Source organism: Acidovorax sp. GW821-FHT10E03 (assembly GCF_059415205.1).
This window is the reverse complement of sequence record NZ_JBWKMU010000003.1, coordinates 97,934-121,371: the sequence shown is the minus strand read 5'-3', so window position 1 is coordinate 121,371 and position 23,438 is coordinate 97,934. Positions and strand designations below refer to the sequence as shown.

Below are 23,438 nucleotides of genomic sequence, written 5' to 3'. Positions count from 1 at the left end.
GCGATTCCTCATCAAGTCAAAAAGTAGCCAGTGATCCATCCACCCTGGGCGGCAGCGGACGCACCGAGGTGGGAGTAAGCCTGGTGGCGTTGGAGCCAGGTGCCGGTGACGGAGGTCGAGCGCTCCCACAACGGCCCTGCGCTGTCGCTGGCGGAACTGGCCCAGTACCGTTGTCCGCGAGGGCCCGCCAGCGGTTTGCTCGTCAATGCCGCCCAGACGTCCTTGGTGCTGGTTCCCGGGGGAGCGGCCGCCAGGGCGCTGCCCAGGCTGGCGCCGGCCTCTGCACCCAGCAGCGCAGCGGCGGTCCACGCAAGGCCTGCCTGTGCGAATCGAGTCTTCCAACCAGTCTCTGCGATGTCTGCGGTGGGCCAGCTTGCCACGGTCCATGGACGAACGCCCGAGGTGCCATCGGAAAGCCATGGGAACCCGGCCAGTTGGGTGCGCAGCAAGGCCGGCTGGGCTTGCCACCATTGGCTGAAACGGTGCGCCTGGGGGCCGGAGAACAATGCAATCACCGCATCCGGTTGCTGCGAAACAATCGCCTGCTTCAGATCACCAAATTCCGGTGAACGCCCTGGAGCGCCTGCAATGTGGCGGCCCACGATCTGCCCACCCAATGAGCGCCAGCGGTGCTGGAAGGCCTGGACAAAGTCATACCCCGATTCGTGCCAGCCCATCGACAGGAAAGCGCGTGGACCACATTGCGCGTGCACCTTGTCGGCCAGCGCGGATGCCATGGTGCACAGTTCGAGGCTGTGGCGAACCTGCAGGGGGTGCTGTTCCGAGGGAGTGGCGATGTCGGCGCCGCTGTCGCTGATCCAGAGGGGCACACCGGCCTTCTCCGTCAAGGCAGACACCTTTTTCGCTAGCAAAGGGGGTATCCACCCCATCACGGCATCGATCTTGCCGTCCTGCAGCGCGGACCCTATGGCCCTGGCGGGGGCTGCAGGCAAAGGGCCCGCCGACAACCAGGTCAGCCTGACCTGCGAGGCGCCAGCCTGCGCCATACCCAGCTCGACGCCCCGCTGGTAGTCGTGCCCAAGCTGGGGCAGCTTTTCCGACATGGGCGCGATGCCCAGGATGTGCCAATGGGGGCTTGACGGGCCGGCGGACGCGAGAACAGGCGTCGAGAGCTGGACGCCGGTGGCCGCCACCGCACTGCCCGCGGCCAGGAAATGGCGTCGATGCAGGGGGGCGATCATGGCAGTGCCTCCTCGGCGAGATGCGAGGAGGCTGCAGGATGGTGGGACTGGCGCAGGTCCTGAAGCCTCAGGTAGTGAGGGGCGATCCATTGCGCGGTCAGGGATTGAAGATGATCGCTTGCCATGCTGTGTTTGGATTCCGTGTCTGAAACATAGACTTGATGGGGGTGCTTGCCGTGCCGTGTGACACGTTCGCGCATCCGCTCTTGATCGGTCGCCGAGGCATTCCAGCCCATGTGGGAAAGCACCCGGGTTTCAATGGCGCCGGGCAGTTCGGCGTGGTCGAGCAGCAGTGTGCGTGCGGGGTCGAACTCCTGGGTCATGGCCGCATAGATGTTCCCCAGCACGCGCGCGCAGTAAAGCTCAGGGTGCATGACGGCCAGTTCATGGACGCTGAGACCGTCCAGGCATGCGCCCAGCGTGCCCGGCACAAGGAAGAAGGCGCGTTCTCGCATCTGCGAGACCAGCACCGCCAGGGGTTCCCGGGTCAGGAATGCCCAGGGCGTTTCGGGCCAGGCTTCCGCCACGAGCGGGGCCTTGTCTGTGTTCCAGGCGTCCAGCTTGATGCTGAAGGACTCCAGCCCCGGGCTGGCATCGTCGCAGCGCTGCCCCCAGGCACTGGCCCACGCCCGTAACGCACGGACGACCTGGGTCCTGTCCAGCCACCCGCTGGGCAAGGCCTGGCGCAGCAGAAAGTCCACCGGAGCGGGCTCCGACAGTTGCAGATGGTGCGGGCTTTCCGCCAGCGCCTGCGTGATGAGCGTGGAGCCACAGCGCGACACGTGGAAGATGACGAGCGAGGGGTCCAGGCCCGGCGACCGATCATGCCAGGCCAGCAGGTCGTGAAGCGGCGTCTGGCGCCGGAACGCCAGATGGAAGGGGTGCTGCATCTGGCTCTGGATGCCGTGCTGGAAGAAGGGCTCGCGCATCGGCTCGTCGAGCATGCGGATCCAGTCCACCATCACCTGGCCCTTGGCGATGTAAAAACGGATCGGGCGCCAGCCGCTGAAGTTCACAGAATCCATTGTTCCACCCACGCGCGGCGCCCGGCCTTCATGGCCGACTCCACATCCGATGCGTCAAATTGAAAGCCGGCGTCCTGCCCCATGCGCACCGATTCCTGCACGAACTCGGCGGTGTTGGTGATGGCGCTGAGCCTTGCGGAGTGTTCCGCATCCGCTCCCACGAAGTCGCGAAACCGGATGAACTGGCTCCACGGGTCGCTGGGGTCGGGCAGGGGCTCGCCGGCATCGCTGGCGCGGAAAGCCTCGAACAGGCGCATGTCCACCGAGGTGTCCGCCACCAGGTGGACCCGGGTCTGGCTGCCACGGTTGCGAACCCGGTGCGGGCGCGATACGTCGACGTACCAGCACTCGCCAGCCCGCAGCGGGATGCGCTCGCCATCGACATGGAAGAACACCTGCTCGCCCGTCTGCAGCGGCACGTGCAGGCGGGCCTCGCCCCGCGCCGCGCACACGCCGGCATCGGTGTGCTCCTTGATTTCGCAGCCCGGCAGCAATTGCATGAGCCGCACGGACTTCCAGGGCAAGGCCATGGTGTCCAGCATGGCGCGCAGCGTGGGGCACTGTTCCAGCGCGGGCGTGTCGGCATAGCCCGATGCCGGCACATCAACAGGAACGACATCGATGGGGGCCTCGGGCGCGGAACGCAGCGCGAGCGCCTGCCAGCCGCCATCGTGGCGGCCCTCGTTGAAATGGGTGCGCCACAGCGAGGAGGGCAGGGCGTTGACTTCGGCCAGGGCCGCAGCGGCGTCGAACCGCCAGGGCAGCCGGGCTGTTTGCATGCCCTGCACCATCAGGCCCTGGGGCTGTGCTTGCGCAGGTGATTCCAGAGGCGTCATTGCGCGCAGATGGCGTAGGCGATGCAGGCCGACGTCAGGGTGGGAACGCGGTAGGAGTTCAGAAGCCGGATGCTCCAACTTTGCACCGAAGCGCCGCAAGCGCCGCCCGCCGTGGGGTAGTTGGCGGCGATGAACACGCCGCCCGTATCGATCCCGCCAGCCCCGCTGGCACCCTCGTACCCTCCCCCTACAACCTTCTCCCCGGGCAGGCAGCAGGCGGTCGCATTGCAACTGTCCGTGGTGCCGGTGCCGGTTGCGGTCCGCACATTGACACTGAGCGAGCCCGCAGGGCCTGGGAGGCCGGTCGCGCCCGTGGCACCCGTGGCGCCCACAGGGCCTGTAGCGCCCGTGGGGCCGGTGGCTCCCGCCACGCCCGGAGCGCCGTTGCTACCCGCCGCGCCCGTGGCGCCGGCGGGGCCTGCCGTTCCGGTCGCGCCGGTCGCGCCAGTGGGGCCGGCGGCCCCGGTAGCGCCCGTGGTGCCTGCCGGGCCGGTGGCGCCGGTCGCTCCGATGGCTCCCGTCGCGCCGGTCGGGCCGGTCGCTCCCGTGGCTCCCGACGCCACGCCGGGGGCGCATTGCCCCAGCCGCCCGGACGGGCCGTCAAAGCACAGGACGCTGGTGTTCGTATTGGGCGTGCCCGACAGGCTGGGGACCAGCACTTCGCCGGAGCCTTGCACGCGCAGCCTGTCGGTGTTGGAGGGGCCTTTGATCACAAAGCCGCCACCGACAGGCGGCGTGATGCTCACATCCGCCGCATGGGCACCCAGGGTGGCCAACGCCAGGCAGGCCTGGCCGGCCCAAAGCGACTTGTATGAGAGAGTGGTGCGTGTCATAGATGTCTGAGGCTAAGGAAGCGGGGAGGCAAGGAAAGCGGGGCGTGGCCCGGGATGCGCGGAAAGGAAGCCCGCCGCGCGCGGCTTCCCGAAAGATGCAAGGAATGGGCCCGGGGCGCGGAGGCTGGCGCGGAGAAGCCCGGCACGGGCTCGTTTCTGGCGGGCAGCCGCGGGCGGCTGCATGAATGCATTCATCCTGTCCTCCCTGTGTATCGGCGGCCTTGGGGAATCCCTGGGCTCTTGTGGCTGTGCGCGGTCCCGCTGCTCGGGTGCCGGGCGCGGCTGGAGTGTGCAACAAAAAACACAGAGTGTAAATTTTTAACAATCATCGCGTTTACAGCGAAAGGCGCCTGGTGCAGGAAAGGAGGAGGGCGAGCCCGGGGGCGTGCAGGCGTCGCATCCTCTTCTTCCTGGCGACGGGCTCCGAGGGCGCCACAATCGGCCCATGGATTGGGATCATTTCCGCTACTTTCTGGAGCTCGCGCGCGCCGGCACGCTGGTGGGCGCCGCACGCCGCCTGGGCGTGGAGCACACCACCGTGTCGCGCCGCCTGCAGGCGCTGGAGAAACAGGTGGGATCGGCCCTTTTCGCCCGTGAAGCCGGGGGCCACCGGCTCACGGAAGCAGGGCGGCAGCTGATGCCCAAGGTGGAGGCCATGGAGGCCGCGTTCCTCGCGGTGGAGAGTGCGGCGCCTGGTGTGCGGCAAGGGCTGCACGGCCTGGTGCGCATCGGCACCACCGAGGGTTTTGGCAACCTGATCCTCGCGCCGCAGCTGGCCCGCTTCGCACAGAACCACCCGGGCCTGGTGGTGGACCTTCTGGCGCTGCCCCGCCTGGTGCACCTGTCGCGGCGCGAGGCGGACATCGTGATCTCCCTGGAGCGCCCCGTGCGGGGCGCGGTGCTGGTGGTCAAGCTCACCGACTATGTGTTGCAGCTCTACGGCGCGCGCGACTACCTCGCCGGCCATGCGCCCGTCCACACGGCCGACGACCTGCGCGGCCACACCTTCATCAGCTATGTGGACGACCTGCTGTTCAGCAAGGAACTGCAGATCCTCGACGAGCTGCACCGCCCCGCGCATTTCGTGCTGCGCAGCACGAGCATCCTCGCGCAGTACGAGGCGGCGCGCGCCGGTGCCGGGCTGGCGGTGCTGCCCGCGTTCGTGGCGGCCCAAGATCCCTCGCTGGTCCCGGTGCTGCCCGGGGTGGCGCGGTTCCAGCGCACGTTCTGGATGTCGATGCCCGCCGAGAACAAGCACGTGGCGCGCATGCAGGCCACCTGGGCGTTCTTGCGCGAGGCCGTGGCGGCCCGGCAAGGGTTGCTGCTGCCTTCCATTGGTGCTATTGATTCGGGAGCTGCTGGCGCTTGATGGAAAGGCGTTGCAGGCGCTTTTCATGAATTTTTTGCAGTGCCGCGTGTCCCGGCGCCGGTGATTGCGCCGCGGGGCCCTGGCACGGCGGCATCGCCGATGAAGGAGACCTGTGATGGCCAAGTACCGGATATTGAGCCTGGACGGCGGCGGCCTGCGCGGCCTGATCACGGCACGGCTGCTCGCGCGGCTCAACGGCCATCCGCAGATCGCGGGCTGGCCGGACGTGCTGCTGCTGTCGCGGACTACCAGACCGCGCAGTTGCCGCAGGCGGCGGCTGCCATCGTGGACAGGCAGGCGCAGCGCCCTTGTGCAGCCCGTCCACCCCTTGCGTGAGGCTGCCCATGCGGGCCGGCCCGGCCTGAAAGCGGCGCCCCTGCGGCCCGCCGTGGCAAAGTGGCGGCTTGCGGCGGGCCACACTTCCGCCACCGCTTCCCCGTGACCCATTCAGAATGCACGCCGTGACTCCCCTTGACCTCCAAGCCTATCTGCACCAGCACATTCCCCTGTCCCACGCCATGGAGGTGACGGTGGTCGACGCCACGCCGCAGCAGGTGGTGCTGGCCGCTCCGCTGGGGCCCAACATCAACCACCGCGATACGGTGTTTGGCGGCAGCGCATCGGCCGTGGCGATCCTGGCCGCCTGGTCGATGCTGCACCTGCGCCTGTCGGCCGAGCAACTGGGCAGCCGCCTGGTGATCCAGCGCAACACCATGGACTACCTCGCGCCCATGGCCGGCGCCTTCACCGCCGTGGCGCAGGCGCCCACGCCGCAGGCCTGGCGCTCTTTCACCCGGATGCTGCAGCGCAAGGGGCTGGGCCGGATCGTGCAGGCGTCGGCGCTGCACTGCGATGGGCGGCCAGCGGGGCGGCTGGAAGGAGAGTTCGTGGCGTTCGGGCCGGGTTACCCGTAGGGCAGGGCCCTGGGCGCACGCCGACTGCGGCGGGCCGCCGGGGCATCCAGCCCCCGGGTTTGTCCCCGCGCTCCGGGCAGGCGAGACGCCGGCGTGCTCCAACGCTGGGGCATGGAGCGCCGCGTCGCAGCCGGGATGTGCCTGACAGGTGCCGGACAGGTGCCGAAATGGGGTCCAAAGGGTGCTTTCATCCTGCCACTGCGTCGTGGGGCGCGGCGTACCCTTCATGTCCTGGGCGAAGCGGTGATCACGGTGGCGTTGTCCTTTTGTCTTCTCCAAGCAAGGACCAGCAGGAAGTGCCAGGACACCGGGCTTTGCCCCACAGGAGTCCATGGCGATGTCACCTCTTATCTCCGGCCTTGCGTCCGTAGCCTCTCTGATCTTCAACGCAGCCTCCAGCGGGCCGGGCAAGTCCGCCGCATCGCGGCGCGGCGCTGGCGCGACCGAGCCTGAGCCCTCCACGGTCCTCACCCTGAGTCCGCAGGCCGAGGCACTGGCAGGGTTTGCAGAAAAAGGCATTCTGGTCTCGCAGGGCAAACTCGACGGCCCCGCCGTGGGCGCGGTGGGGCGGGGCGGCGGTTCGGTGCCGGCGGGGGCTTCCGGCGCACCGGGCGGCCGGTTGGTCTCCAGGGAGGATTTTCGGGACCTGCTTGCCCGCTTTGGTGCCACCGAGGCCCAAACCGAGCAGCTGACGGCAGGTTTTGACACCAACAAGGACGGATCCATCTCGCAGGATGAATTCCTCAAGGGCCTGGCCAGTACCAAGGGCGCCCAGGCGGGCAGTGGTTTTTCGCAGGCGGTGATGCAGCTCATGGACCAGGGCGGCAACGCGGATGGCACGGTGGCGCAGAACGAGTTCGCGGCGTTCTCGACAGCCTTCGCGGCAGCGGGCCAGCGCCGGGCGTGAAAAGCCAGGCCGCAGGGGCATCGAACCCGGTGCCGCCAACGGGCATAAAAAAACGGCGCTTCCAAGGAAGCGCCGTTCTCTTGCGGGGCCGACAGGTGCCTCCACCCCCTTGCGGGAGCAGGGCCCCCGGCCTCAGCCGGGAGGTGTCGTCGTCATATCCTGCCCATCAGCAGCAGGATCACGAGAATCAGCACCACCAGCCCGATCCCGCCGCTGGGTCCGTAGCCCCATGAGCGGCTGTGGCCCCAGGTTGGCAGTGCGCCAACCAGGATGAGGATGAGGACGATCAGCAGAATCAGCGAGAGCGACATGGCAGTTCCTTGTTGTGTGTTGCGGTGACTGCATTGTTGGGGCGCCCCCGGGGTGCGGCCGAAGGTGCCGCGCCCGCCTGGAGGTCAGGTTTTTCCGACGTGGCCTGTGGGAGGCCGCGCAGTGCCGCAGGGCGCGGCAGGTGGCTTGGGCGCTATAAAAAAAATAGCTGCCAGCGCTTGTTGTTAAAGCGCTGCAGCCATTTTCCGGTGTTATTCAGCTGCTGCCGGCCCGCTGGCCCTCAATGCGCTCCGGCCGCGTCGGCGGCGCCCGGGCCCTGGGCCCTGGGCGGCCGCCTGGTCAGCCAGATCAGCCCGATCAGCAGCAGGAACAGCCCGGCCGATCCGAGGAAGATGTCGTTGGCCGCGCGGGTGAATGCCTGCTGGTCGATCAGCCGGTTCACCTGCGCCAGCGCCTGCAACTGTGTCAGGCCCGATGCCATCAGGTTATCCAGCGTGATGGCGAACACGCCCTGGCCCTGCACCAGGCCCTCGGTCAGGTGCGCATGGTGCATGGCGGCGCGGCTTTCCCACAGCGTGGTGGCGATGGACGTGCCCATGGCCCCGGCGGTGATGCGCACGAAGTTGCTCAGCCCGGCGGCGGCCGGAATGCGCTCGGGGGCCACCCCGGCCAGCGTCAGCGTGGTCAGCGGGATGAAGAAGAACGCCATGGCCGCACCCTGCAGCAGGGTGGGGATCAGGATGTGGATGAAGTCGGTCTGCACGGTGAACTGCGAACGCATCCACAGCACGATGCCGAACACGATGAAGGCGCCCGTCGCCATGCGCCGGGGGTCCCACTGGCCGACCTTGCGGCCCACCAGCGGCGTGAGCAGGATGGCGAAGATGCCCACCGGCGCCAGCGCCATGCCGGCCGAGGTGGCGGTGTAGCCCATCCACTGCTGCAGCCACAGCGGCAGCAGCACCACGTTGCCGAAGAAGAGGGCATAGGCCACCGACAGCGCGAGCGCGCCGAAGGTGAAGTTGCGGCCCTTGAAGAGCTTGAGGTCCACCACCGGGTGCTTGTCGGTGAGCTCCCAGACCAGGAACACGGCGAACGCCACCACGGCGACGACGGCCATCACGATGATCTCGTTGGAGGCGAACCAGTCGAGTTCCTTGCCCTTGTCGAGCATGAGCTGCAGCGCACCCACCCACAGCACCAGCAGGGACAGGCCGACGGTGTCGATCGGCAGCTTGCGGATCGGGGTCTCGCGCTTGCGGTAGATGCCCCAGGTGAGCACGCCGGCCAGCAGCCCCACGGGCACGTTGATGTAGAAGATCCACGGCCAGGAGATGTTGTCCGTGATCCACCCGCCCAGGAGCGGCCCCACCACGGGCGCGACCAGCGTGGTCACGCCCCACAGGGCCAGCGCCGTTCCGGCGAGGGCACGCGGGTAACTGGCCAGGAGCAGCGTCTGCGACAGCGGGATCATCGGCCCGGCGACCAGGCCCTGCAGCACGCGAAAGAAGACCAGCATCTCCAGCGACGAGGCGAAGCCGCACAGCCAGGAGGTGAGCACGAACAGCAGCACGCTCATGGTGAACAGCCGCACCGCGCCGAAACGCTGCGTGAGCCAGCCCGTGAGCGGCACCGAGATGGCGTTGGCCACGCCGAAGCTGGTGATGACCCAGGTGCCCTGGCCCGGGCTCACGCCCAGGTCACCGGCAATGGCGGGGATGGAGACGTTGGCGATGGACGAGTCCAGCACGTTCATGAACGTGGCCAGCGACAGCGACAGCGTGCCCAGCAGCAGGGCCGTGCCCTGCAGCGGGGGGTAGGCCGCAGGCGGCCCGGGCGGGGCGGCTGGCGGCGGCGGCGCGGCGGGCAGCGCCGAGGCGCCGGCCTGGTCCGCGGTGGGGTTGGCGGCAGTCATGGAAAAGACTCCGGCTTACTGCACCACAGGGGTGCGCACGGGGGCGGAGGCGTGGTTCTGTGCCTGCCCGGCGCTGCCGCCCGGCGTCTGGACCACCTTGGGCGAGGCCACGGCCAGGGCCTTGCGGCCCAGGTTGGCGGCGATGATCTGGGCCACCTCGTCGTCGGCGGCCTTGAACTGCGCGTCGAACACGGCGGTGGCGGCCACGGGCGTGGTGCGCTGCGTATCCGACAGGGTCTTGCCGCTCTGGTCGGCCGTGTCCACCTTCACGTCCATCGACAGGCCCACGCGCAAGGCGTGCTCGCTGACTTCCTTGGGGTCGAGGGCAATGCGCACGGGCACGCGCTGCACCACCTTGATCCAGTTGCCCGTGGCGTTTTGCGCGGGCAGCAGCGCGAAGGCGGCGCCCGTGCCGGCACCCAGGCCGGCGACCTTGCCGTGGTAGACGACCTTGGTGCCGTATACGTCGGCCACCAGCTCGGCGGGCTGGCCGATGCGCAGGTTCTGCAGCTGGCTTTCCTTGAAGTTGGCGTCCACCCACAGGTCGTTCAGGGCCACCAGCGTCATCAGCGGGGCACCTGCCTGCACGCGCTGGCCCACCTGCACACCGCGCTTGGCGACGTGGCCGTCGAGCGGCGCCACCAGCTGGGCGCGCTGCACGGCCAGGTAGGCCTCGCGCACGCGGGCCGAGGCGCGCTGCACGTTGGGGTGCTGCTCGATGGAGGTGCCTTCGGTCTGCGTCTGGCTGGCGGCCAGTTGCTCCTGCGCGGCCACCACGGCGGCCTGGGCTGCGGCCACGGTGCTTTTGGCGGCGGTGACCTGGGCCGTGGCGTGCTGGAACTCTTCCTTGCCCACGGCGCCGCTGGCCATCAGCGGGGCGCGGCGAGCCACGTCGTCCTGCAGGCGCGCGGCATCGGCCTGGGCGCGGGCCAGGTCGGCGCTGCGCAGGCTGACCTGGGCCTTCAACGTGGAGTTGTTGGCGAACAGGGTGCGCACCTCGCGCACGGTCTGGGCCAGCTGCGCCTCGGCCTGCTCGAGCGCCACGCGGGCATCGGCGGGGTCGAGCTTGACCAGCAGCTGGCCGGCCTTCACGTAATCGGTGTCGTCCGCGCCGATGGAGACCACGGTGCCGCCGATCTGCGGCGTGATTTGCACCACGTTGCCCGCCACGTAGGCGTTGTCGGTGGTCTCCACATGGCGGCCATTGGCCCAGTGCCAGCCGCCCCAGCCGATGGCGGCCAGGGCCACGGCGGCGGCGATCAGGGTCAGGCCCCGGCGGCGGGCGGTGTTGGCTTCTTGGGAGGTGAGGGGTTCGCTCATGGCTGTGATCTTTCGGTAGGTGTTTGTTGTGTGTGTTTTTCGTGTGCCAGGAATCAGCGCGCGGCGGTGCGCAGCGTGTCGGTGTCGTCCGTCCAGCCGCCGCCCAGGGCCTTCATCAGCATGAGGCGGGTGTCGAGCTGGCGCGCGCGCAGGTCCACGGCCAGGCGGCGCTGGGCGAGCACCTGGCTTTCGGTGGACAGCACCACCAGATAGTTGCCCAGGCCCGCGCGGTAGCGCTCCTGCGCGAAGCGGTAGGCCTTCTCGGCGCTGGCGGCGGCATCGTCCTGCAGCGCCTGCTGGCGCGTGAGCGACTGCACCGAGGCCATGGCGTCGCCGGCTTCCTTGACCGCGTCGAGCACCATGCCGTTGTACTGGGCGATGGCGGCGTCGAGCTCGGCCTGGCGGCCGCCCAGCTGCGCGCGCAGGCGGCCGCCGTCGAAGATCGGCAGGCGCAGGGCAGGCGTCACGCCCATCTGGTGCGAGCCGGCGCTGAACAGGTTGTCCAGCCCCAGCGAGTTCAGGCCGATGAAGGCGCCGATGTTGATGTTGGGATAGAACTCCGTGCGCGCGACCTTCACGCCCTGGGTGGCGGCTTCCACGCGCCAGCGCGCGGCCACCACGTCGGGGCGGCGGCCCAGCAGGTCGGCGCCCAGCGCCTCGGGCACGGGCGCGGGCTGCAGGGCGGCCAGCTGCGGGGTCAGGGTGGTGAGCGCATCGGGTGCCTGGCCGGTGAGCACGGCCACCTGGCGGCGCGCCAGGGTGATCTGCTCGTCCAGCGCCTCGATCTGCGTGCGCGCATCGGGCACGGCGGCCTGGGCCTGGGTCAGCTCGACCTGGCTGTCCAGGCCCGCGGCCACGCGGTCATTGGTCAGGCGGCGCTGCTCTTCGCGCTGCTCCAGCGCGCGCACCGCGACTTCGCGTTGCGACACCAGGCGCGCCAGGGCCACGTAGCTGCGTCCCACCTGGGCAGCCAGGGTGTTGGCTGCCGCGGCAGCATCGGCCTGGGCCGCGCGCGCCTGGCCCAGGGCGGCCTGCAGCTCGGCGGCGTGCTGGCCGAAGAAGTCGGGCGACCAGCTGAACGTCGCCTGCACCGTGCCACTGTTGTAGGTGTTGCCGGCCACCGGGGCGGGCACCAGGCCGTGCGCGGTGTAGCGCTGGCGCGTGGCGTCCACGCCCAGGTTCACCTGCGGGCCGCTGGCGGCTTCGCGCACCTGGCTCAGCGCCACGGCCTGATCCAGGCGGGCGCGGCTCACGGCCAGGCTGGGGCTGCCCTGCAGGGCCTTGTCGACCAGGGCATTGAGCTGTGTGTCGCCCAGGGTGGTCCACCACTGCGACGGGGCGGCCGATTCGCTGGCCGAGGCGTTCAGGCCCGCCCCGGCGGGCGTGGTCTGTGCCAGCGGCGTGTGTGCCGGCCCGGGGCTGGCGCAGCCGACCAGGAACAGGGCGGCCGCCAGCGCGACGGCCGAGACGGCGAAGTGGGCCGCCACGGCGGCGCGGGTTGAAAAGAGGGTGGGTTGGGACACGTCAATCTCCAGGAATTCGAAAAAAGTACGGGGCACCGCGATCAGGGCTGCGCGGGCGGTTGCTGGCGCAGCGCTTCGCCATTGGCCAGCATGCGGCGCAGCATGCGCAGCAGCAGCTGCCATTCGTCGTGGGTGAAGTCGCTCAGGTGGCCGTTGAGCACGTCGGCCAGCACGGCGGGCACCTGGGCGGCCACGGCCTGGCCTTCGGCCGTGAGCGCGAGCTGCACCACGCGGCGGTCCGTGGTGGAACGCTCGCGCAGCACCAGGCCCTTGGCTTCGAGCCGGTCGAGTGCCCGGGTCATCGACGCCGGATCGGTCTCCAGGTCGCGGGCGAGGCTGGCCACCGTGGTCTTGTCGCAGCGCGAGATCTTGTACAGCGGCAGCCACTGGGCGTAGGTCAGGTCGCGCGGAGCCAGCTGCGCATCCGCCTGGGTGCGGATGGAGGACATCACCTTGCGCATGAGGTAGCCCACGCTGTCCTCGGGCTGGAGGTGGTCGGGGCTGTAGAAGCCCTGGATCGAGGGGGTGGGGCGCGCGGAAGTCATGGGCAGGAATTTAATTGACTAGACAATGATTGTCTTTGCAATCAACTGATTCCCGAGTTGTTGCCAGGGGTTATTGCAACTTCCGGCCCTGGGTGAGATGGCCGTGCCACGGCCTTTGGGCTATGGTGCTGGCACATCCCATCGAGAGCAGGGCACACCCTTGAATCCTTCGCCACCCCCGTCTGCGCACGCCGCGCGCCCCACCCCGGCCGAAAGGCGGGCCACCTTTTCCCTTGCACTGCTTGTCTGGTTCGCCGTGCTGCTCCAGCTGGTGCTTTCCCTGCGGCTTGCATTGGCCGGCGGCCAGTCCGCCCTGCAGGGCCTGGTGGCCTATCTGGGGTACTTCACCGTGCTCACGAACATCCTGGTGGCCCTGGTGCTGACCTTGCCGGCGGTGGCCGCAGGCTCCTCCTGGGGGCGGTTCTTCGCGCGCGCGCCGGTGCAGGCGTGTGCCGCCATCAGCATTGTTCTGGTGGGCCTGGCCTACCACTTCCTGCTGCGCAACATCTGGGATCCCCAGGGCTGGCAGTGGCTGGCCGATGTGCTGCTGCACTACGCGGTGCCCGTGCTGTTCGGCCTGTACTGGCTGGGGGCCGCGCCCGGCAAGCGCGGGTTGCGGTGGTGGGTGCCGCTCGCAGCCTGCGCCTACCCGCTGGCGTACTTTGCCTATGCGCTGGTGCGCGGCGTGTGGCTGGGCAGCTACCCGTATCCGTTCATCGATGTGAACGCCCTGGGGTATGCCACGGTGCTGCGCAATGCGGCTGGCCTGCTGGGCGGCTTCGTGCTGGTGGGCTTCCTCTTCCTGGGGGCGGGCAGGTGGGCGGAGCGCGTGCTGCGCGGCGCCTGAGCGTGCGCGCGGGCGGCGGATCGCCCGATATAGTCTCAAGGCCCATCGGCCCAGCCTTCTTTTTGTGTCCCCCGGACTTTCCATGACCACAGCCGTTTCCTCCAGCGCCTTGCCCACCCCCGGCCCCTTGCTGCGCATCGCCGTCATGGGCGCGGGGGCGGTGGGCTGCTACTACGGCGCGCTGCTGGCACGCGCCGGGCACCCGGTGACGCTCATTGGCCGGCCCGCCCATGTGCAGGCCGTGCGCGAACGCGGGCTGCGCCTGCAGACAGCCGTGCTGGATGTGCAGGTGCCGCTGGCGGCCAGCACCGAGGCCAGCGCGGTGCTGGGGGCCGACGTGGTGCTGTTCTGCGTCAAGTCCTCGGACTCGGAGGACGCCGCGCGCGGGATGCGCCCGCACCTGGCGCCCGGCGCGCTGGTGCTGACCCTGCAGAACGGCGTGGACAACGACGAGCGCGTGCGCGCCGTGCTCGGCGCCAGCACCCCCGTGGCCGCCGCCGTGGTGTACGTCGCCACCGCCATGGGCGGCCCGGGGCATGTGGTGCACCATGGCCGGGGCGAGCTGGTGATTGCGCCATCGCCACGCAGCGGCGAGGCCGCCCGCCAGCTCACGGCGGCGGGCATCCCCACCCAGGTGTCAGACAACGTGCGCGGTGCGCTGTGGGCCAAGCTGGTGCTCAACAGCGCGTACAACGCGCTCTCGGCCCTGTCGCAACAGCCTTATGGCCCGCTGGTGCAGGTGCCCGGCGTGACGCAGGTGATCGCCGACATAGTGGCCGAATGTCTGGCGGTGGCGGCTGCTGACGGAGTGACGATTGCGGGCGACGTGCAGGCCGCCGTGCGCGGCATCGCTGCCACCATGCCCGGCCAGTTCTCGTCCACCGCACAGGACCTGGCGCGGGGCAAGCCCACCGAGATCGACCATCTGAACGGCTACGTCGTCAGGCGCGGGGCCGCCCTGGGCGTGCCCACGCCCCTCAACCACGCTTTGCTGGTCCTCGTGAAATTGGCGGAGATGAAGGGCGCTGCGGGCTGAGTGGGCGGCCAGGCGATCTCGCGGCCGGGCCTCCGTCATGCCAGGGCCGCTTCCTCCAGCAGCCGCTCGCGCACTTCCTGCGCCGCCTGCACCATGTGGCGCAGCGCGGCTTCGGTCTCGGGCCAGCCCCGGGTCTTGAGGCCGCAGTCGGGGTTCACCCACAGGTGCTCCACGGGCACCACCTCGGCGGCCTTCTCCAGCAGCGCGGCCATCTCCTGCACGCCGGGCACGCGAGGCGAGTGGATGTCGTACACGCCGGGGCCGATCTCGTTGGGATATTTGAAGTCGCCAAAACCCTGCAGCAGTTCCATGTCCGACCGGCTGGTCTCGATGGTGATCACATCGGCATCCATGGCCGCGATGGCGGGCAGAATGTCGTTGAACTCGCTGTAGCACATGTGGGTGTGGATCTGGGTGTCGTTGCGCACGCCGCTGGCACTGATGCGGAACGCGCGTGTGGCGCGCTCCAGATAGCTCTTCCACCCGGCGCGGCGCAGCGGCAGGCCCTCGCGGATGGCGGGCTCGTCGATCTGGATGATGGCGATGCCTGCGGCCTCGAGGTCGCACACCTCGTCGCGGATGGCCCAGGCGATCTGGTCGGCCGTGGTGGCGCGCGGCTGGTCGTCGCGCACAAAGCTCCACTGCAGGATGGTGATGGGTCCGGTGAGCATGCCCTTCATGGGGCGGTCGGTCAGGCTCTGCGCGTACTGCGTCCAGGCCACGGTCATGGGCGTGGGGCGGGCCACATCGCCGTAGATGATGGGCGGCTTCACGCAGCGTGAGCCATAGCTTTGCACCCAGCCGTTGGCGGTGAAGGCGAAACCGTCGAGCTGCTCGCCAAAGTATTCGACCATGTCGTTGCGCTCGGCTTCGCCGTGCACCAGCACGTCAATGCCCAGGGCTTCCTGCTTGCGCACGGCCAGGGCAATTTCCACTTGCATCTTTTGTTGGTAGTGGGCCGCATCCAGTGCCCCGCGCTTGAAGGCGGCGCGGGCTGCACGGATCTCGGCCGTCTGTGGGAACGAACCAATCGTGGTCGTGGGCAGCAGCGGAAGTTTCAGCCGTGCGCGCTGTGCCTTTTGCCTGGCGGGAAAGGCGTCGTGGCGCTGGTCGGCCCCCGGCGCAGCGGCGGCCAGGCGGGCGGCCACGGTGGCACGGTGAACGCGGGGGCTGGCGCGGCGGGCGGCCAGGGCGATGCGGGCGGCGTGCAATTCATCGTCCACCGCAACCTCGCCTTGCGACAAGGCGGTGGAGAGCACACGCAGCTCGTCGAGCTTTTCGACGGCAAACGCCAGCCAGGATTTCACTTCGGCATCCAGCTGCGTTTCGGCCTCTAAGCTGAACGGCACATGCAGCAGCGAGCACGACGGTGCCACCCACAGCTCGCCCTGGTGCTTGTCGGCCACAGGGCGCAGCTTGGTCAGAGCGGCATCGAGGTCGGTGCGCCAGATGTTGCGGCCGTCCACGATGCCCACCGACAGCACCTTGTGCGAGGGCAGCCAGTCCGCCACGCCCACCAACTCATCCGGCGCGCGCACGGCGTCCACATGCAGGCCCGCCACGGGCAGCTGGCAGGCCAGGCGCAGGTTTTCGGCCAGTGGCGAGAAGTACGTGGCCAGCAGCAACTTGGGCGCGCTGCGCGCCAGTTGCCAGTAGCTGGGTTCGAACGCATGGCGCCAGGTGTCGGGCAGGTCCAGGCACAGGATGGGTTCGTCGATCTGCACCCATTCCACGCCCTGGGCTTTCAGGCGCGCCAGCACGGTTTCGTACACCGGCAGCAATGACTCCAGCAGGCTGAAGCGGTCAAAACCCGCCGTTTTGGATTTGCCCAGCCACAAAAAGCTCAGCGGCCCCAGCAGCACCGCCTTGACGCGGTGGCCCAGGGCCTGGGCCTCGGCCACTTCGGCGAACAGGCGTTCGCTGGCCAGGTGGAACTGGGTGTGGGCGCTGAACTCGGGCACGAGGTAGTGGTAGTTGGTGTCGAACCACTTGGTCATCTCCAGCGCGGGCTGGCCGGTGGTGTGCTTTGCGGTGCAACCGGCGCTGCAGCCTTGGTGGTCTTCGGCGGCGTGGGCCGACACGCCCCGCGCCATCGCAAAGTAGCGCGCCAGCTCGGGCGTGTGGGCGTCAAAGCCAAAGCGCGCAGGCTCGCAGCCCAGCAGCTGGATGTGGTTGGCCACGTGGTCGTACAGCGCAAAGTCGCCCACCGTCACACAACCCAGGCCCGCATCGGCCTGCGCCTGCCAATGCAACTGGCGCAATTGGGCGGCGGTGGCCTGCAGCTCGGCCTCGGTGCTGTCGCCGCGCCAGAAGGACTCGAGCGCGAATTTCAGTTCGCGCTGCGCCCCCATGCGCGGAAAACCCAGTGTGTGCGTGAGCACAGGGCGAGAGGAGGATTGGGCGGCGAGCGACATGGTGATTTCCTTCTTCTGAATGGAGCAGTGCAATGAAGGCACCGATGGTCGCGCGGGCTCGTTTATTATTCAAACGAAAGTTTTATGCGATCAACTTGAAAATTAATAATGAATCAGTCGATTCTGGAAGTGCGCCACCTGCGCACCCTGGTCGCCCTGCGCGACAGCGGCAGCCTGGTGCGGGCCGCGCAGCTGCTCAACCTCACGCAGTCGGCGCTGTCGCACCAGATCAAGCTGCTGGAGGACCGCTATGGCCAGCCGCTGTTTGAGCGCAAGTCCGTCCCGCCGCAGTTCACCGCCGTGGGCGAACGCCTGCTGGCCCTGGCCGATGCCATGCTGCCGCAGGTGGAGGGAGCCGAGCGCGACATTGCCCGCCTGGTGCTGGGGCAGGGCGGGCAGATGCGCATTGCGGTGGAATGCCACACCTGCTTTGACTGGCTCATGCCCGCCATGGACGCGTTTCGCACCCGCTGGCCCGAGGTGGAGCTGGACATCGTGAGCGGCTTTCACGCCGACCCCGTGGGCCTGCTGCACCAGGGCCGGGCCGACGTGGCCATCGTGTCGGAGGTGGATGCCGACGAGGCGGGCGTGGACTACCACGCGCTGTTTGGCTTCGAGATCCGCGCGCTGCTGGCCAACACGCACCCGCTGGTCGCCAGGCCGCACCTGGTGGCGCAGGACTTTGCCGACCAGACCATCATCACCTACCCCGTGCCGGACGAAATGCTGGACCTGATTCGCCAGGTGCTGGAGCCCGCCGGGGTGCGCCCCCCGCGCCGCACCACCGAGCTGACGGTGGCCATGCTGCAGCTGGTGGCCAGCGGGCGCGGCGTGGCGGCGCTGCCGCTGTGGGCGGTGCAGAGTTACCTGGATCGGGGGTATGTGACGGCGCGGCCCATTGCGGCAGGACCTGGCGAAAAAGGCCTGCGCGGCGAGCTGCACGCCGCCTGCCTGCCCAGCCTGTCGGCCAAGCCGTACCTGCAGGACTTTGTGCAGGTCACGCGCGAGACGAGTTTTGTGACGCTCAAGGGCGTGGAGCTGTTGTGACCGGATCAGGCGCGTACTTGTCGCCCACCTCCTCGCGCAGCGGGTGGGTGTCGTAGACGATGTTCATGTCGCGGATGCGGGTGCTGCCCGCGTCGAACGTGAACACATCCACGCAGGTGAAAGTCACCTCCCGGCCATCGTTCAAGGTCCAGTCGTAGCGGAAATAGGCGGCGACCCGCACGGCGCCGCCGCTTTCTGGTTGGGCGGAGGCGAACAGATCCAGCACGGTGATCACGCTGCCGTTGGAGGCCTGGGCGAGCTTCTTGAAAAAGTCGCTCGCGCGCATCGTGCCCAGGAACGGCGAGTGCACCACGCCATCGTCTTCAAAACAGGCGATCAGGCCTTCGGTGTGGCTGGCATGCAGGTGGGCGAGGTAGGTGCGGACGGTGTCGATGGGGGAATGGCTCATACGTGGCGATGCAAAGGGCGTGGAGTGGAGTGCGTAGCTTCGCCAACTCCGCACCGCACGACAAGAGACAATGGTGGCTTGTACATAAAAGGTGTTTATGTATCTGCGCTACCTGCAATACCTCCGTGCGGTCATCGAACAGGGCTCGTTCGCCTTGGCGGCCAAGGCCTGCGGCGTGTCGCAGCCTGCGATCAGCCATGGCATGAAGGCACTGCAAGTCCACTTCGCGAAGCCCTTGCTGGTGCAGGAAGGGCGCCGCCATGTGCCCACCGACCTGGCCCGGGCTGTAGCCGCGCAGGCCCTGCACCTGGCACAAGGGGTTGAGGCGCTGCCCCGCGCGTCAGTGGCTGCGGCAGACCGCTACCTGCTGCGGGTAGGGCTCACGTCTTCAGCGGCGCTGGTCTGTGGCCCGCTGCTGTATGCCAGCTGGTGCCTGCCCAACGCCCGGCGCTCGCTGGAGATGGCGACGGCCGATGAAGGCAGTCTGCTGGAGGGCCTGCTGCAGCGGCGCTTTGATGCGGTCATTGCCCCCAAACCGCGCAAGTTTGCGCATCCCGATGTGACGGAGCGCCCCCTGTACGAGTTGCATCCCCAGGTCTATGCGCGCAAGGGCCACCCATGGGTCCGGGCCCAGTCGCTGGCGCAACTGCAGGGCGCTGCGTGGGCCTGTGTGGGGCCCAGTGTCAGCGGGCCGGTGGATGTGTTGACGGAAGCGCACCGTGTGCGCCGCATGCCCGCGCCCAAGATGTCCGTGCGCTGCCCCGACTTTGCCAGCCTGCTGCACCTGGTGGCGCAGTCCGACCTGCTGGCTGTTGTGCCGCACCCTGCGTTGCTGGGCGGTGCGTCCACGCTGGTGGCGCCCCTGCGGCTGGCGGAATCTCTGCCGCTGTATGGCATGTGGCTGTTTGAACCCCGGGGCCACAAGTCACGGCTGGGCCCCGAGGTGTTTGCGCCTGCGGGCTGAGTCTGGCGCGCAGGCGCTGACCGAAACATTGCAAGGATGATCAGTGTTTGAAATTGGTGTTGCAAGACTCCATAATCGCTTTCCTCATCCCTTCACCGAGCCTTTGCACCATGCACCATCCGCAGCGCCGCCCACACACAGCCCCTTCGTTTGTCCGCCCCCTGATGGCCTCGCTGGCGCTGGCGTTTGCCGCCGCCCTGGCCCACGCTGCGCCGGTGGCTGATGTCCATGCGCTGGCCCAGAAGGAGCAGCAGCCGCTGCTCGACACCCTGCGCGACCTGGTGCACATCGAGTCCGGCAGCAAGGACATCGAAGGCTTGAATCAGATCGCCGAGCGCATTGCCAGCCAGCTCAAGCAACTGGGCGGCACGGTGGACGTGCTGCAGACCAGCGACATCTACCGCCTGGACGACACGCCCGAGAAGGTGGGCCCTGCCGTGCAGGCCGTGTTCAAGGGCACGGGCAGCAAGAAGATCATGCTCATCGCGCACATGGACACGGTGTACCTCAAGGGCATGCTCAAAGGCCAGCCGTTCCGCATCGATGGCGACAAGGCCTATGGCCTGGGCATCTCGGACGACAAGCAGGGCATCGCGCTCATCATCCACACCGTGGCCCTGCTGCAAAAGCTCAGCTTCAAGGACTACGGCACGCTCACCGTGCTGATCAATGGCGACGAGGAAATCAGCTCGCCCGGCTGGCGCAGCACCATCACCCGTGTGGCGTCCGAGCAGGACGTGGTGTTGTCGTTCGAAGGCGGCGGCACCGACGGCACGCTGCGCCTGGCCACCAGCGGCATCGGGGCGGCCTACCTCACGGTGCAGGGCAAGGCATCGCACGCCGGGGCCAAGCCCGAGGATGGCGTGAACGCGCTGTACGAACTGTCGCACCAGCTGCTGCAGATGAAGGACCTGTCGAAGAACGACGAAGGCCTCAAGCTCAACTGGACGGTGTCCAAGTCCGGCACCAACCGCAATGTGATTCCGGCCGAGGCCACCGCCCAGGCCGATGCGCGTGCCCTCAAGGTGGCGGACTTTGACGGGTTGGAGAAGGCGCTGCAGGAGAAGATCAAGACCCGGCTGCTGCCCGCCTCCAAGGTGGACGTGAAGTTCGAGGTGCGCCGGCCGCCGCTCGAAACCAGCGAGGCATCGCGCCGTGTGGCCGGTTACGGCAAGGTCATCTACCAGGAGTTGGGCCTGCCGCTCAACGTGGTCGAGAAAGCCACCGGGGGCGGCACCGATGCGGCCTTTGCGGCGCTCAAGACCAAGGGCGCGGTGGTGGAGGGTATGGGCCTGTCGGGCTACGGCGCCCACTCCAACGATGCGGAGTACGTGCAGATCAATACCATCGTGCCGCGCCTGTACCTGGCCACGCGCATGATCATGGACATCTCGCGCGACAGGCTGAAGTGACTCCCTGAGCCGCTTCGTGCCTCCCCCTGCGGGGGCGTCTCCGGTGCTGCAGGGCGAGGAGCCAGACACGGAAGCGCTGTTTACGGCTTACTCAAGTACCAAGGTGCCAGGCACCGGCGCCAGCACGGCACCGGTGGTGTAGAACGATTCCAGGTTTTCCAGCACCAGGTCGGCCATCGCGCGTCGGGTTTCGTGCGTGGCGCTGGCGGTGTGCGGCGTCAGCACCACGTTGTCCAGCGCCATCAGCGCGGCGGGCACGGTGGGCTCGTTCTCGAACACGTCCAGCCCGGCACCGGCGATGCGGCGTTCGGTCAGCGCTTCGATCAATGCGGCTTCGTCCACCACGCTGCCGCGCGCCACATTGACGAGGTAGCCGTTCGGCCCCAGGGCATCCAGCACATCGCGATTGACGAGGTGGCGCGTGCCAGCGCCGCCCGCCACGGTCAGCACCAGGTAGTCGGCCCACTGCGCCAGCGCGGTCAAGGACTCGAAGTAAGGGAGTGCGCAGCCCTCGGCCTGCCGACGGTTGTGGTAGCCCACCTGCATGCGGAAGCCGCCCGCACGATCGGCCACCGCCTGGCCGATGCGGCCCATGCCCACGATGCCCAGGCGCTTGCCCGACACGCGGCTGCCGAGCGCATACCTGGCCTTCGGCCATTCGCCACGGCGCACAAAACGGTCGCTGGCGGCAAGGTTGCGCGACACATCCAGCATCAGCGCAAACGCCATGTCGGCCACACAGTCGTTGAGCACGCCGGGCGTGTAGCCCACCTGCACGCCACGCGCCTTGGCCGCATCGATGTCCAGCGCGTCAAAGCCCACGCCAAAGCTGCTGATGACCTGGAGGTGGGGCAGCGCGGCGATGACCTCGCCCTTGAGGCCGATGGCGGCGGTGGTCACCACCCCGGTGAACTCCGCACCGTGTGACGCCAGAAAAGCCGCTGGATCGGGCTGTTCGGCCAGGCAGGCGACGCTGTAACGGGCCGCCAGTTCGGCCTCCAGCGCGGGGAGGGGCAGGCGGCCGATTTGCAGGATGCGAGGGGGAGTCGTGGTCATGGTTTCGTGGGGCAACAGTGCCAAAAAATGCAACGGGCGGCATACGGCGGCACACTGCCGCCCCGATGTGTCTACATCATGCCGCGACGCGCACGGCCTGGCGTGCCAGCAGCTTCCACTGGCCGCCTTGCTGCTGCCACACGCCCAGGATCTTGATCTGCACCTTGCCGGGCTTGCCCGAGTCATTGGTATCGGCCGTGAGGGTGTGGCGCACGATGGCGGTGTTGCCCACGACCTTGATGGTCTGGTCGGAGATGGCGATGGTGACGAAGTCGGATTTTCCTGCGATCAGGTCGCCGATGAAACTGTCCTTGGTGTCCACGCGGCCCCCCGAATGGCCGTAGCTCAGGTCGTCGGCGACGAGTTGGGCGAGGGCCGTGGGCGTGGGATCGATCATGGCCACGCGCAGTTTTTCCGCAGCCGCGGCCACCGATTGCTCGGACGATGCCGAAGATGCAGCGGGTGCGCTAGTGGCGCAGCCCGTGAGCGCGGCAATGGCCAAGGCGGCGGCCGTGGCGAGAACGATTTGCTTGAACATCTTGTCTGTCTCCGTTGTGGTGTTTGAGATGTGTGTGCGTGCCACGGCTGCACCACGCGCCCGTGCACGGCCAGGCGCGTGGTGGAATGCAACCAAAGAAAAGGGGCCTGGCTTGCCAGGCCCCTCGGCGCGCTTACTGCGGGCCGAGCTTGTCGATGAGCGCCTTGAGCTCTTCCATCTCGCTGGGCTTCAAGTCCGTCAGCGGCGCGCGCACCGGCCCACCGTCATGGCCCACGATCCTGGCGCCCGCTTTGATGATGGAGACACCGTAGCCTTCCACCCGGTTGCGGATGGCCAGGTAGGGCATGAAGAACTCCTTGAGCAGCCTGTGTTGCGTGGCCGTGTCGTCGGCCGCCACGGCCTTGTAGAAGTCCATCGCCGTCTTGGGAATGAAGTTGAACACTGCCGAGGAGTACACCGGCGTGCCCAGCGCCTTGTAGGCCGCCGCATACACCTCGGCCGTGGGCAGGCCGCCCAGGTAGGAGAAGCGGTCACCCATCTTCATGAAGATGGAAGACATGGTCTCGATATTGCCCACGCCGTCCTTGAAGCCGATCAGGTTGGGGCAGCGGTCGGCCAGGATGGCCAGGGAATCGGCGGTGAGCTTGGTGCGGTCGCGGTTGTAGACGATGACGCCGAACTTCACGCTGTTGCACACGGCGGCCACATGCTCGATCAGGCCCTCCTGGCCGGCTTCGGTCAGGTAGTGGGGCAACAGCAGGATGCCATGGGCGCCCAGGCGCTCGGCCTCCTGGGCATGGGCGATGGCGGTGCGGGTGGGGCCGCCGGCGCCGGCAATGATGGGCACCTTGCCGCGGCAGGTGTCCACGGCGGTCTTGATGACCTGGCCGTACTCGGGGCCCGAGAGCGAGAAATACTCGCCCGTGCCGCCGGCGGCGAACAGGGCGCTGGCGCCATAGGGGGCGAGCCACTCCAGGCGCTCGATGTAGGTCCTGGGGCGGAATTCACCCTGCTCGTCGAAGTCCGTGATGGGGAAGGACAGCAGGCCGGAGCCCATGATGAATTTGAGGTCTTGCGGGGTCATGGTCATTGCAA

Annotated in this window: 23 protein-coding genes; 9 read left to right on the top strand and 14 right to left on the bottom strand. The window is 68.3% G+C overall.

Annotated elements, in window-relative coordinates; genetic code table 11:
* Nucleotides 1-11: 11 nt before the first annotated feature.
* The 4 genes from AC07OD_RS06355 to AC07OD_RS06340 form a co-directional block, all read right to left on the bottom strand.
* Nucleotides 12-1,202, bottom strand: coding sequence for a type 1 periplasmic-binding domain-containing protein (locus tag AC07OD_RS06355; RefSeq protein WP_218294907.1), 1,191 nt, complete (start codon nucleotides 1,200-1,202; stop codon nucleotides 12-14).
* Nucleotides 1,199-2,146 (bottom strand): sulfotransferase family protein, encoded by a 948-nt coding sequence (locus AC07OD_RS06350; protein WP_494595711.1) that lies wholly within the window; start codon nucleotides 2,144-2,146, stop codon nucleotides 1,199-1,201. Before AC07OD_RS06350 ends, AC07OD_RS06355 begins: the two co-directional genes overlap by 4 nt.
* Before the next feature lie 68 nt (nucleotides 2,147-2,214).
* The gene (locus AC07OD_RS06345) at nucleotides 2,215-3,063 is read right to left on the bottom strand and encodes an aspartyl/asparaginyl beta-hydroxylase domain-containing protein (protein WP_492245982.1); all 849 of its coding nucleotides are present in this window, start codon (nucleotides 3,061-3,063) and stop codon (nucleotides 2,215-2,217) included.
* Complete coding sequence (locus AC07OD_RS06340; RefSeq protein WP_494595708.1) at nucleotides 3,060-3,896, bottom strand: hypothetical protein; 837 nt, start codon at nucleotides 3,894-3,896, stop codon at nucleotides 3,060-3,062. The genes AC07OD_RS06345 and AC07OD_RS06340 overlap by 4 nt, the downstream gene beginning before the upstream one ends.
* A 445-nt stretch (nucleotides 3,897-4,341) precedes the next feature.
* Between AC07OD_RS06340 and AC07OD_RS06335 the strand changes: the two genes are divergently transcribed.
* The 4 genes from AC07OD_RS06335 to AC07OD_RS06320 all read left to right on the top strand — a co-directional run bounded on the left by AC07OD_RS06335 (nucleotide 4,342) and on the right by AC07OD_RS06320 (nucleotide 7,086).
* Nucleotides 4,342-5,265 (top strand): LysR family transcriptional regulator, encoded by a 924-nt coding sequence (locus AC07OD_RS06335; RefSeq protein WP_369642521.1) that lies wholly within the window; start codon nucleotides 4,342-4,344, stop codon nucleotides 5,263-5,265.
* Between the two features lie 115 nt (nucleotides 5,266-5,380).
* A complete protein-coding gene (locus AC07OD_RS06330; RefSeq protein ID WP_369642520.1) occupies nucleotides 5,381-5,707 on the top strand; it encodes a hypothetical protein in 327 nt (108 codons plus the stop codon).
* A gap of 19 nt (nucleotides 5,708-5,726) precedes the next feature.
* Nucleotides 5,727-6,179 (top strand): YiiD C-terminal domain-containing protein, encoded by a 453-nt coding sequence (locus tag AC07OD_RS06325; RefSeq protein WP_369642519.1) that lies wholly within the window; start codon nucleotides 5,727-5,729, stop codon nucleotides 6,177-6,179.
* Nucleotides 6,180-6,516: 337 nt separating this feature from the next.
* Nucleotides 6,517-7,086 carry an EF-hand domain-containing protein gene (locus tag AC07OD_RS06320; protein ID WP_218294914.1) on the top strand — a complete coding sequence of 190 codons (570 nt, stop codon included), beginning with the start codon at nucleotides 6,517-6,519 and terminating at the stop codon, nucleotides 7,084-7,086.
* A 152-nt stretch (nucleotides 7,087-7,238) separates the two neighbouring features.
* Here AC07OD_RS06320 and AC07OD_RS06315 read toward each other — a convergent pair whose 3' ends face one another.
* The 5 genes from AC07OD_RS06315 to AC07OD_RS06295 all read right to left on the bottom strand — a co-directional run bounded on the left by AC07OD_RS06315 (nucleotide 7,239) and on the right by AC07OD_RS06295 (nucleotide 12,659).
* On the bottom strand, nucleotides 7,239-7,397 hold the full coding sequence (locus tag AC07OD_RS06315) for a DUF3309 family protein (protein ID WP_007856361.1): 159 nt from the start codon (nucleotides 7,395-7,397) through the stop codon (nucleotides 7,239-7,241).
* Nucleotides 7,398-7,636: 239 nt separating this feature from the next.
* Nucleotides 7,637-9,271, bottom strand: coding sequence for a DHA2 family efflux MFS transporter permease subunit (locus tag AC07OD_RS06310; RefSeq protein WP_255594650.1), 1,635 nt, complete (start codon nucleotides 9,269-9,271; stop codon nucleotides 7,637-7,639).
* A gap of 15 nt (nucleotides 9,272-9,286) precedes the next feature.
* Nucleotides 9,287-10,591 carry an HlyD family secretion protein gene (locus tag AC07OD_RS06305; RefSeq protein WP_494595704.1) on the bottom strand — a complete coding sequence of 435 codons (1,305 nt, stop codon included), beginning with the start codon at nucleotides 10,589-10,591 and terminating at the stop codon, nucleotides 9,287-9,289.
* Between the two features lie 53 nt (nucleotides 10,592-10,644).
* Nucleotides 10,645-12,114 (bottom strand): efflux transporter outer membrane subunit, encoded by a 1,470-nt coding sequence (locus AC07OD_RS06300; RefSeq protein WP_494595702.1) that lies wholly within the window; start codon nucleotides 12,112-12,114, stop codon nucleotides 10,645-10,647.
* A 41-nt stretch (nucleotides 12,115-12,155) separates the two neighbouring features.
* A complete protein-coding gene (locus tag AC07OD_RS06295) occupies nucleotides 12,156-12,659 on the bottom strand; it encodes a MarR family winged helix-turn-helix transcriptional regulator (RefSeq protein WP_218338520.1) in 504 nt (167 codons plus the stop codon).
* A gap of 160 nt (nucleotides 12,660-12,819) precedes the next feature.
* On the opposite strand from AC07OD_RS06295, the gene AC07OD_RS06290 reads away from it, so the two are divergent.
* Together AC07OD_RS06290 and AC07OD_RS06285 are read left to right on the top strand one after the other, a co-directional pair.
* Nucleotides 12,820-13,506, top strand: coding sequence for a Pr6Pr family membrane protein (locus AC07OD_RS06290; protein WP_492246482.1), 687 nt, complete (start codon nucleotides 12,820-12,822; stop codon nucleotides 13,504-13,506).
* A gap of 82 nt (nucleotides 13,507-13,588) precedes the next feature.
* Complete coding sequence (locus AC07OD_RS06285) at nucleotides 13,589-14,542, top strand: ketopantoate reductase family protein (protein WP_494595699.1); 954 nt, start codon at nucleotides 13,589-13,591, stop codon at nucleotides 14,540-14,542.
* 35 nt (nucleotides 14,543-14,577) lie between these two features.
* Here AC07OD_RS06285 and metE read toward each other — a convergent pair whose 3' ends face one another.
* Nucleotides 14,578-16,956 (bottom strand): 5-methyltetrahydropteroyltriglutamate--homocysteine S-methyltransferase, encoded by a 2,379-nt coding sequence (gene metE, locus AC07OD_RS06280; protein ID WP_494595697.1) that lies wholly within the window; start codon nucleotides 16,954-16,956, stop codon nucleotides 14,578-14,580.
* 108 nt (nucleotides 16,957-17,064) lie between these two features.
* Between metE and AC07OD_RS06275 the strand changes: the two genes are divergently transcribed.
* On the top strand, nucleotides 17,065-18,003 hold the full coding sequence (locus AC07OD_RS06275) for a LysR family transcriptional regulator (protein WP_494595695.1): 939 nt from the start codon (nucleotides 17,065-17,067) through the stop codon (nucleotides 18,001-18,003).
* Here AC07OD_RS06275 and AC07OD_RS06270 read toward each other — a convergent pair.
* Nucleotides 17,981-18,412: a nuclear transport factor 2 family protein gene (locus tag AC07OD_RS06270; RefSeq protein ID WP_494595693.1), complete on the bottom strand. Its 432-nt coding sequence runs from the start codon at nucleotides 18,410-18,412 to the stop codon at nucleotides 17,981-17,983. The genes AC07OD_RS06275 and AC07OD_RS06270 overlap by 23 nt on opposite strands.
* Nucleotides 18,413-18,509: 97 nt before the next feature.
* Between AC07OD_RS06270 and AC07OD_RS06265 the strand changes: the two genes are divergently transcribed.
* Together AC07OD_RS06265 and AC07OD_RS06260 are read left to right on the top strand one after the other, a co-directional pair.
* The gene (locus AC07OD_RS06265; RefSeq protein ID WP_494595691.1) at nucleotides 18,510-19,376 is read left to right on the top strand and encodes a LysR family transcriptional regulator; all 867 of its coding nucleotides are present in this window, start codon (nucleotides 18,510-18,512) and stop codon (nucleotides 19,374-19,376) included.
* Between the two features lie 110 nt (nucleotides 19,377-19,486).
* Nucleotides 19,487-20,788 (top strand): M20/M25/M40 family metallo-hydrolase, encoded by a 1,302-nt coding sequence (locus AC07OD_RS06260; RefSeq protein ID WP_494595689.1) that lies wholly within the window; start codon nucleotides 19,487-19,489, stop codon nucleotides 20,786-20,788.
* Between the two features lie 87 nt (nucleotides 20,789-20,875).
* Here the strand turns inward: AC07OD_RS06260 and AC07OD_RS06255 are convergent, their stop codons facing one another.
* The 3 genes from AC07OD_RS06255 to kdgD form a co-directional block, all read right to left on the bottom strand.
* Nucleotides 20,876-21,844 carry a 2-hydroxyacid dehydrogenase gene (locus tag AC07OD_RS06255; protein ID WP_494595688.1) on the bottom strand — a complete coding sequence of 323 codons (969 nt, stop codon included), beginning with the start codon at nucleotides 21,842-21,844 and terminating at the stop codon, nucleotides 20,876-20,878.
* 76 nt (nucleotides 21,845-21,920) lie between these two features.
* Nucleotides 21,921-22,382, bottom strand: coding sequence for a nuclear transport factor 2 family protein (locus AC07OD_RS06250; protein ID WP_218294925.1), 462 nt, complete (start codon nucleotides 22,380-22,382; stop codon nucleotides 21,921-21,923).
* 133 nt (nucleotides 22,383-22,515) lie between these two features.
* Nucleotides 22,516-23,427, bottom strand: a complete 912-nt coding sequence (kdgD, locus tag AC07OD_RS06245; RefSeq protein WP_494595686.1) for a 5-dehydro-4-deoxyglucarate dehydratase — start codon at nucleotides 23,425-23,427, stop codon at nucleotides 22,516-22,518.
* Between the last annotated feature and the right edge of the window lie 11 nt (nucleotides 23,428-23,438).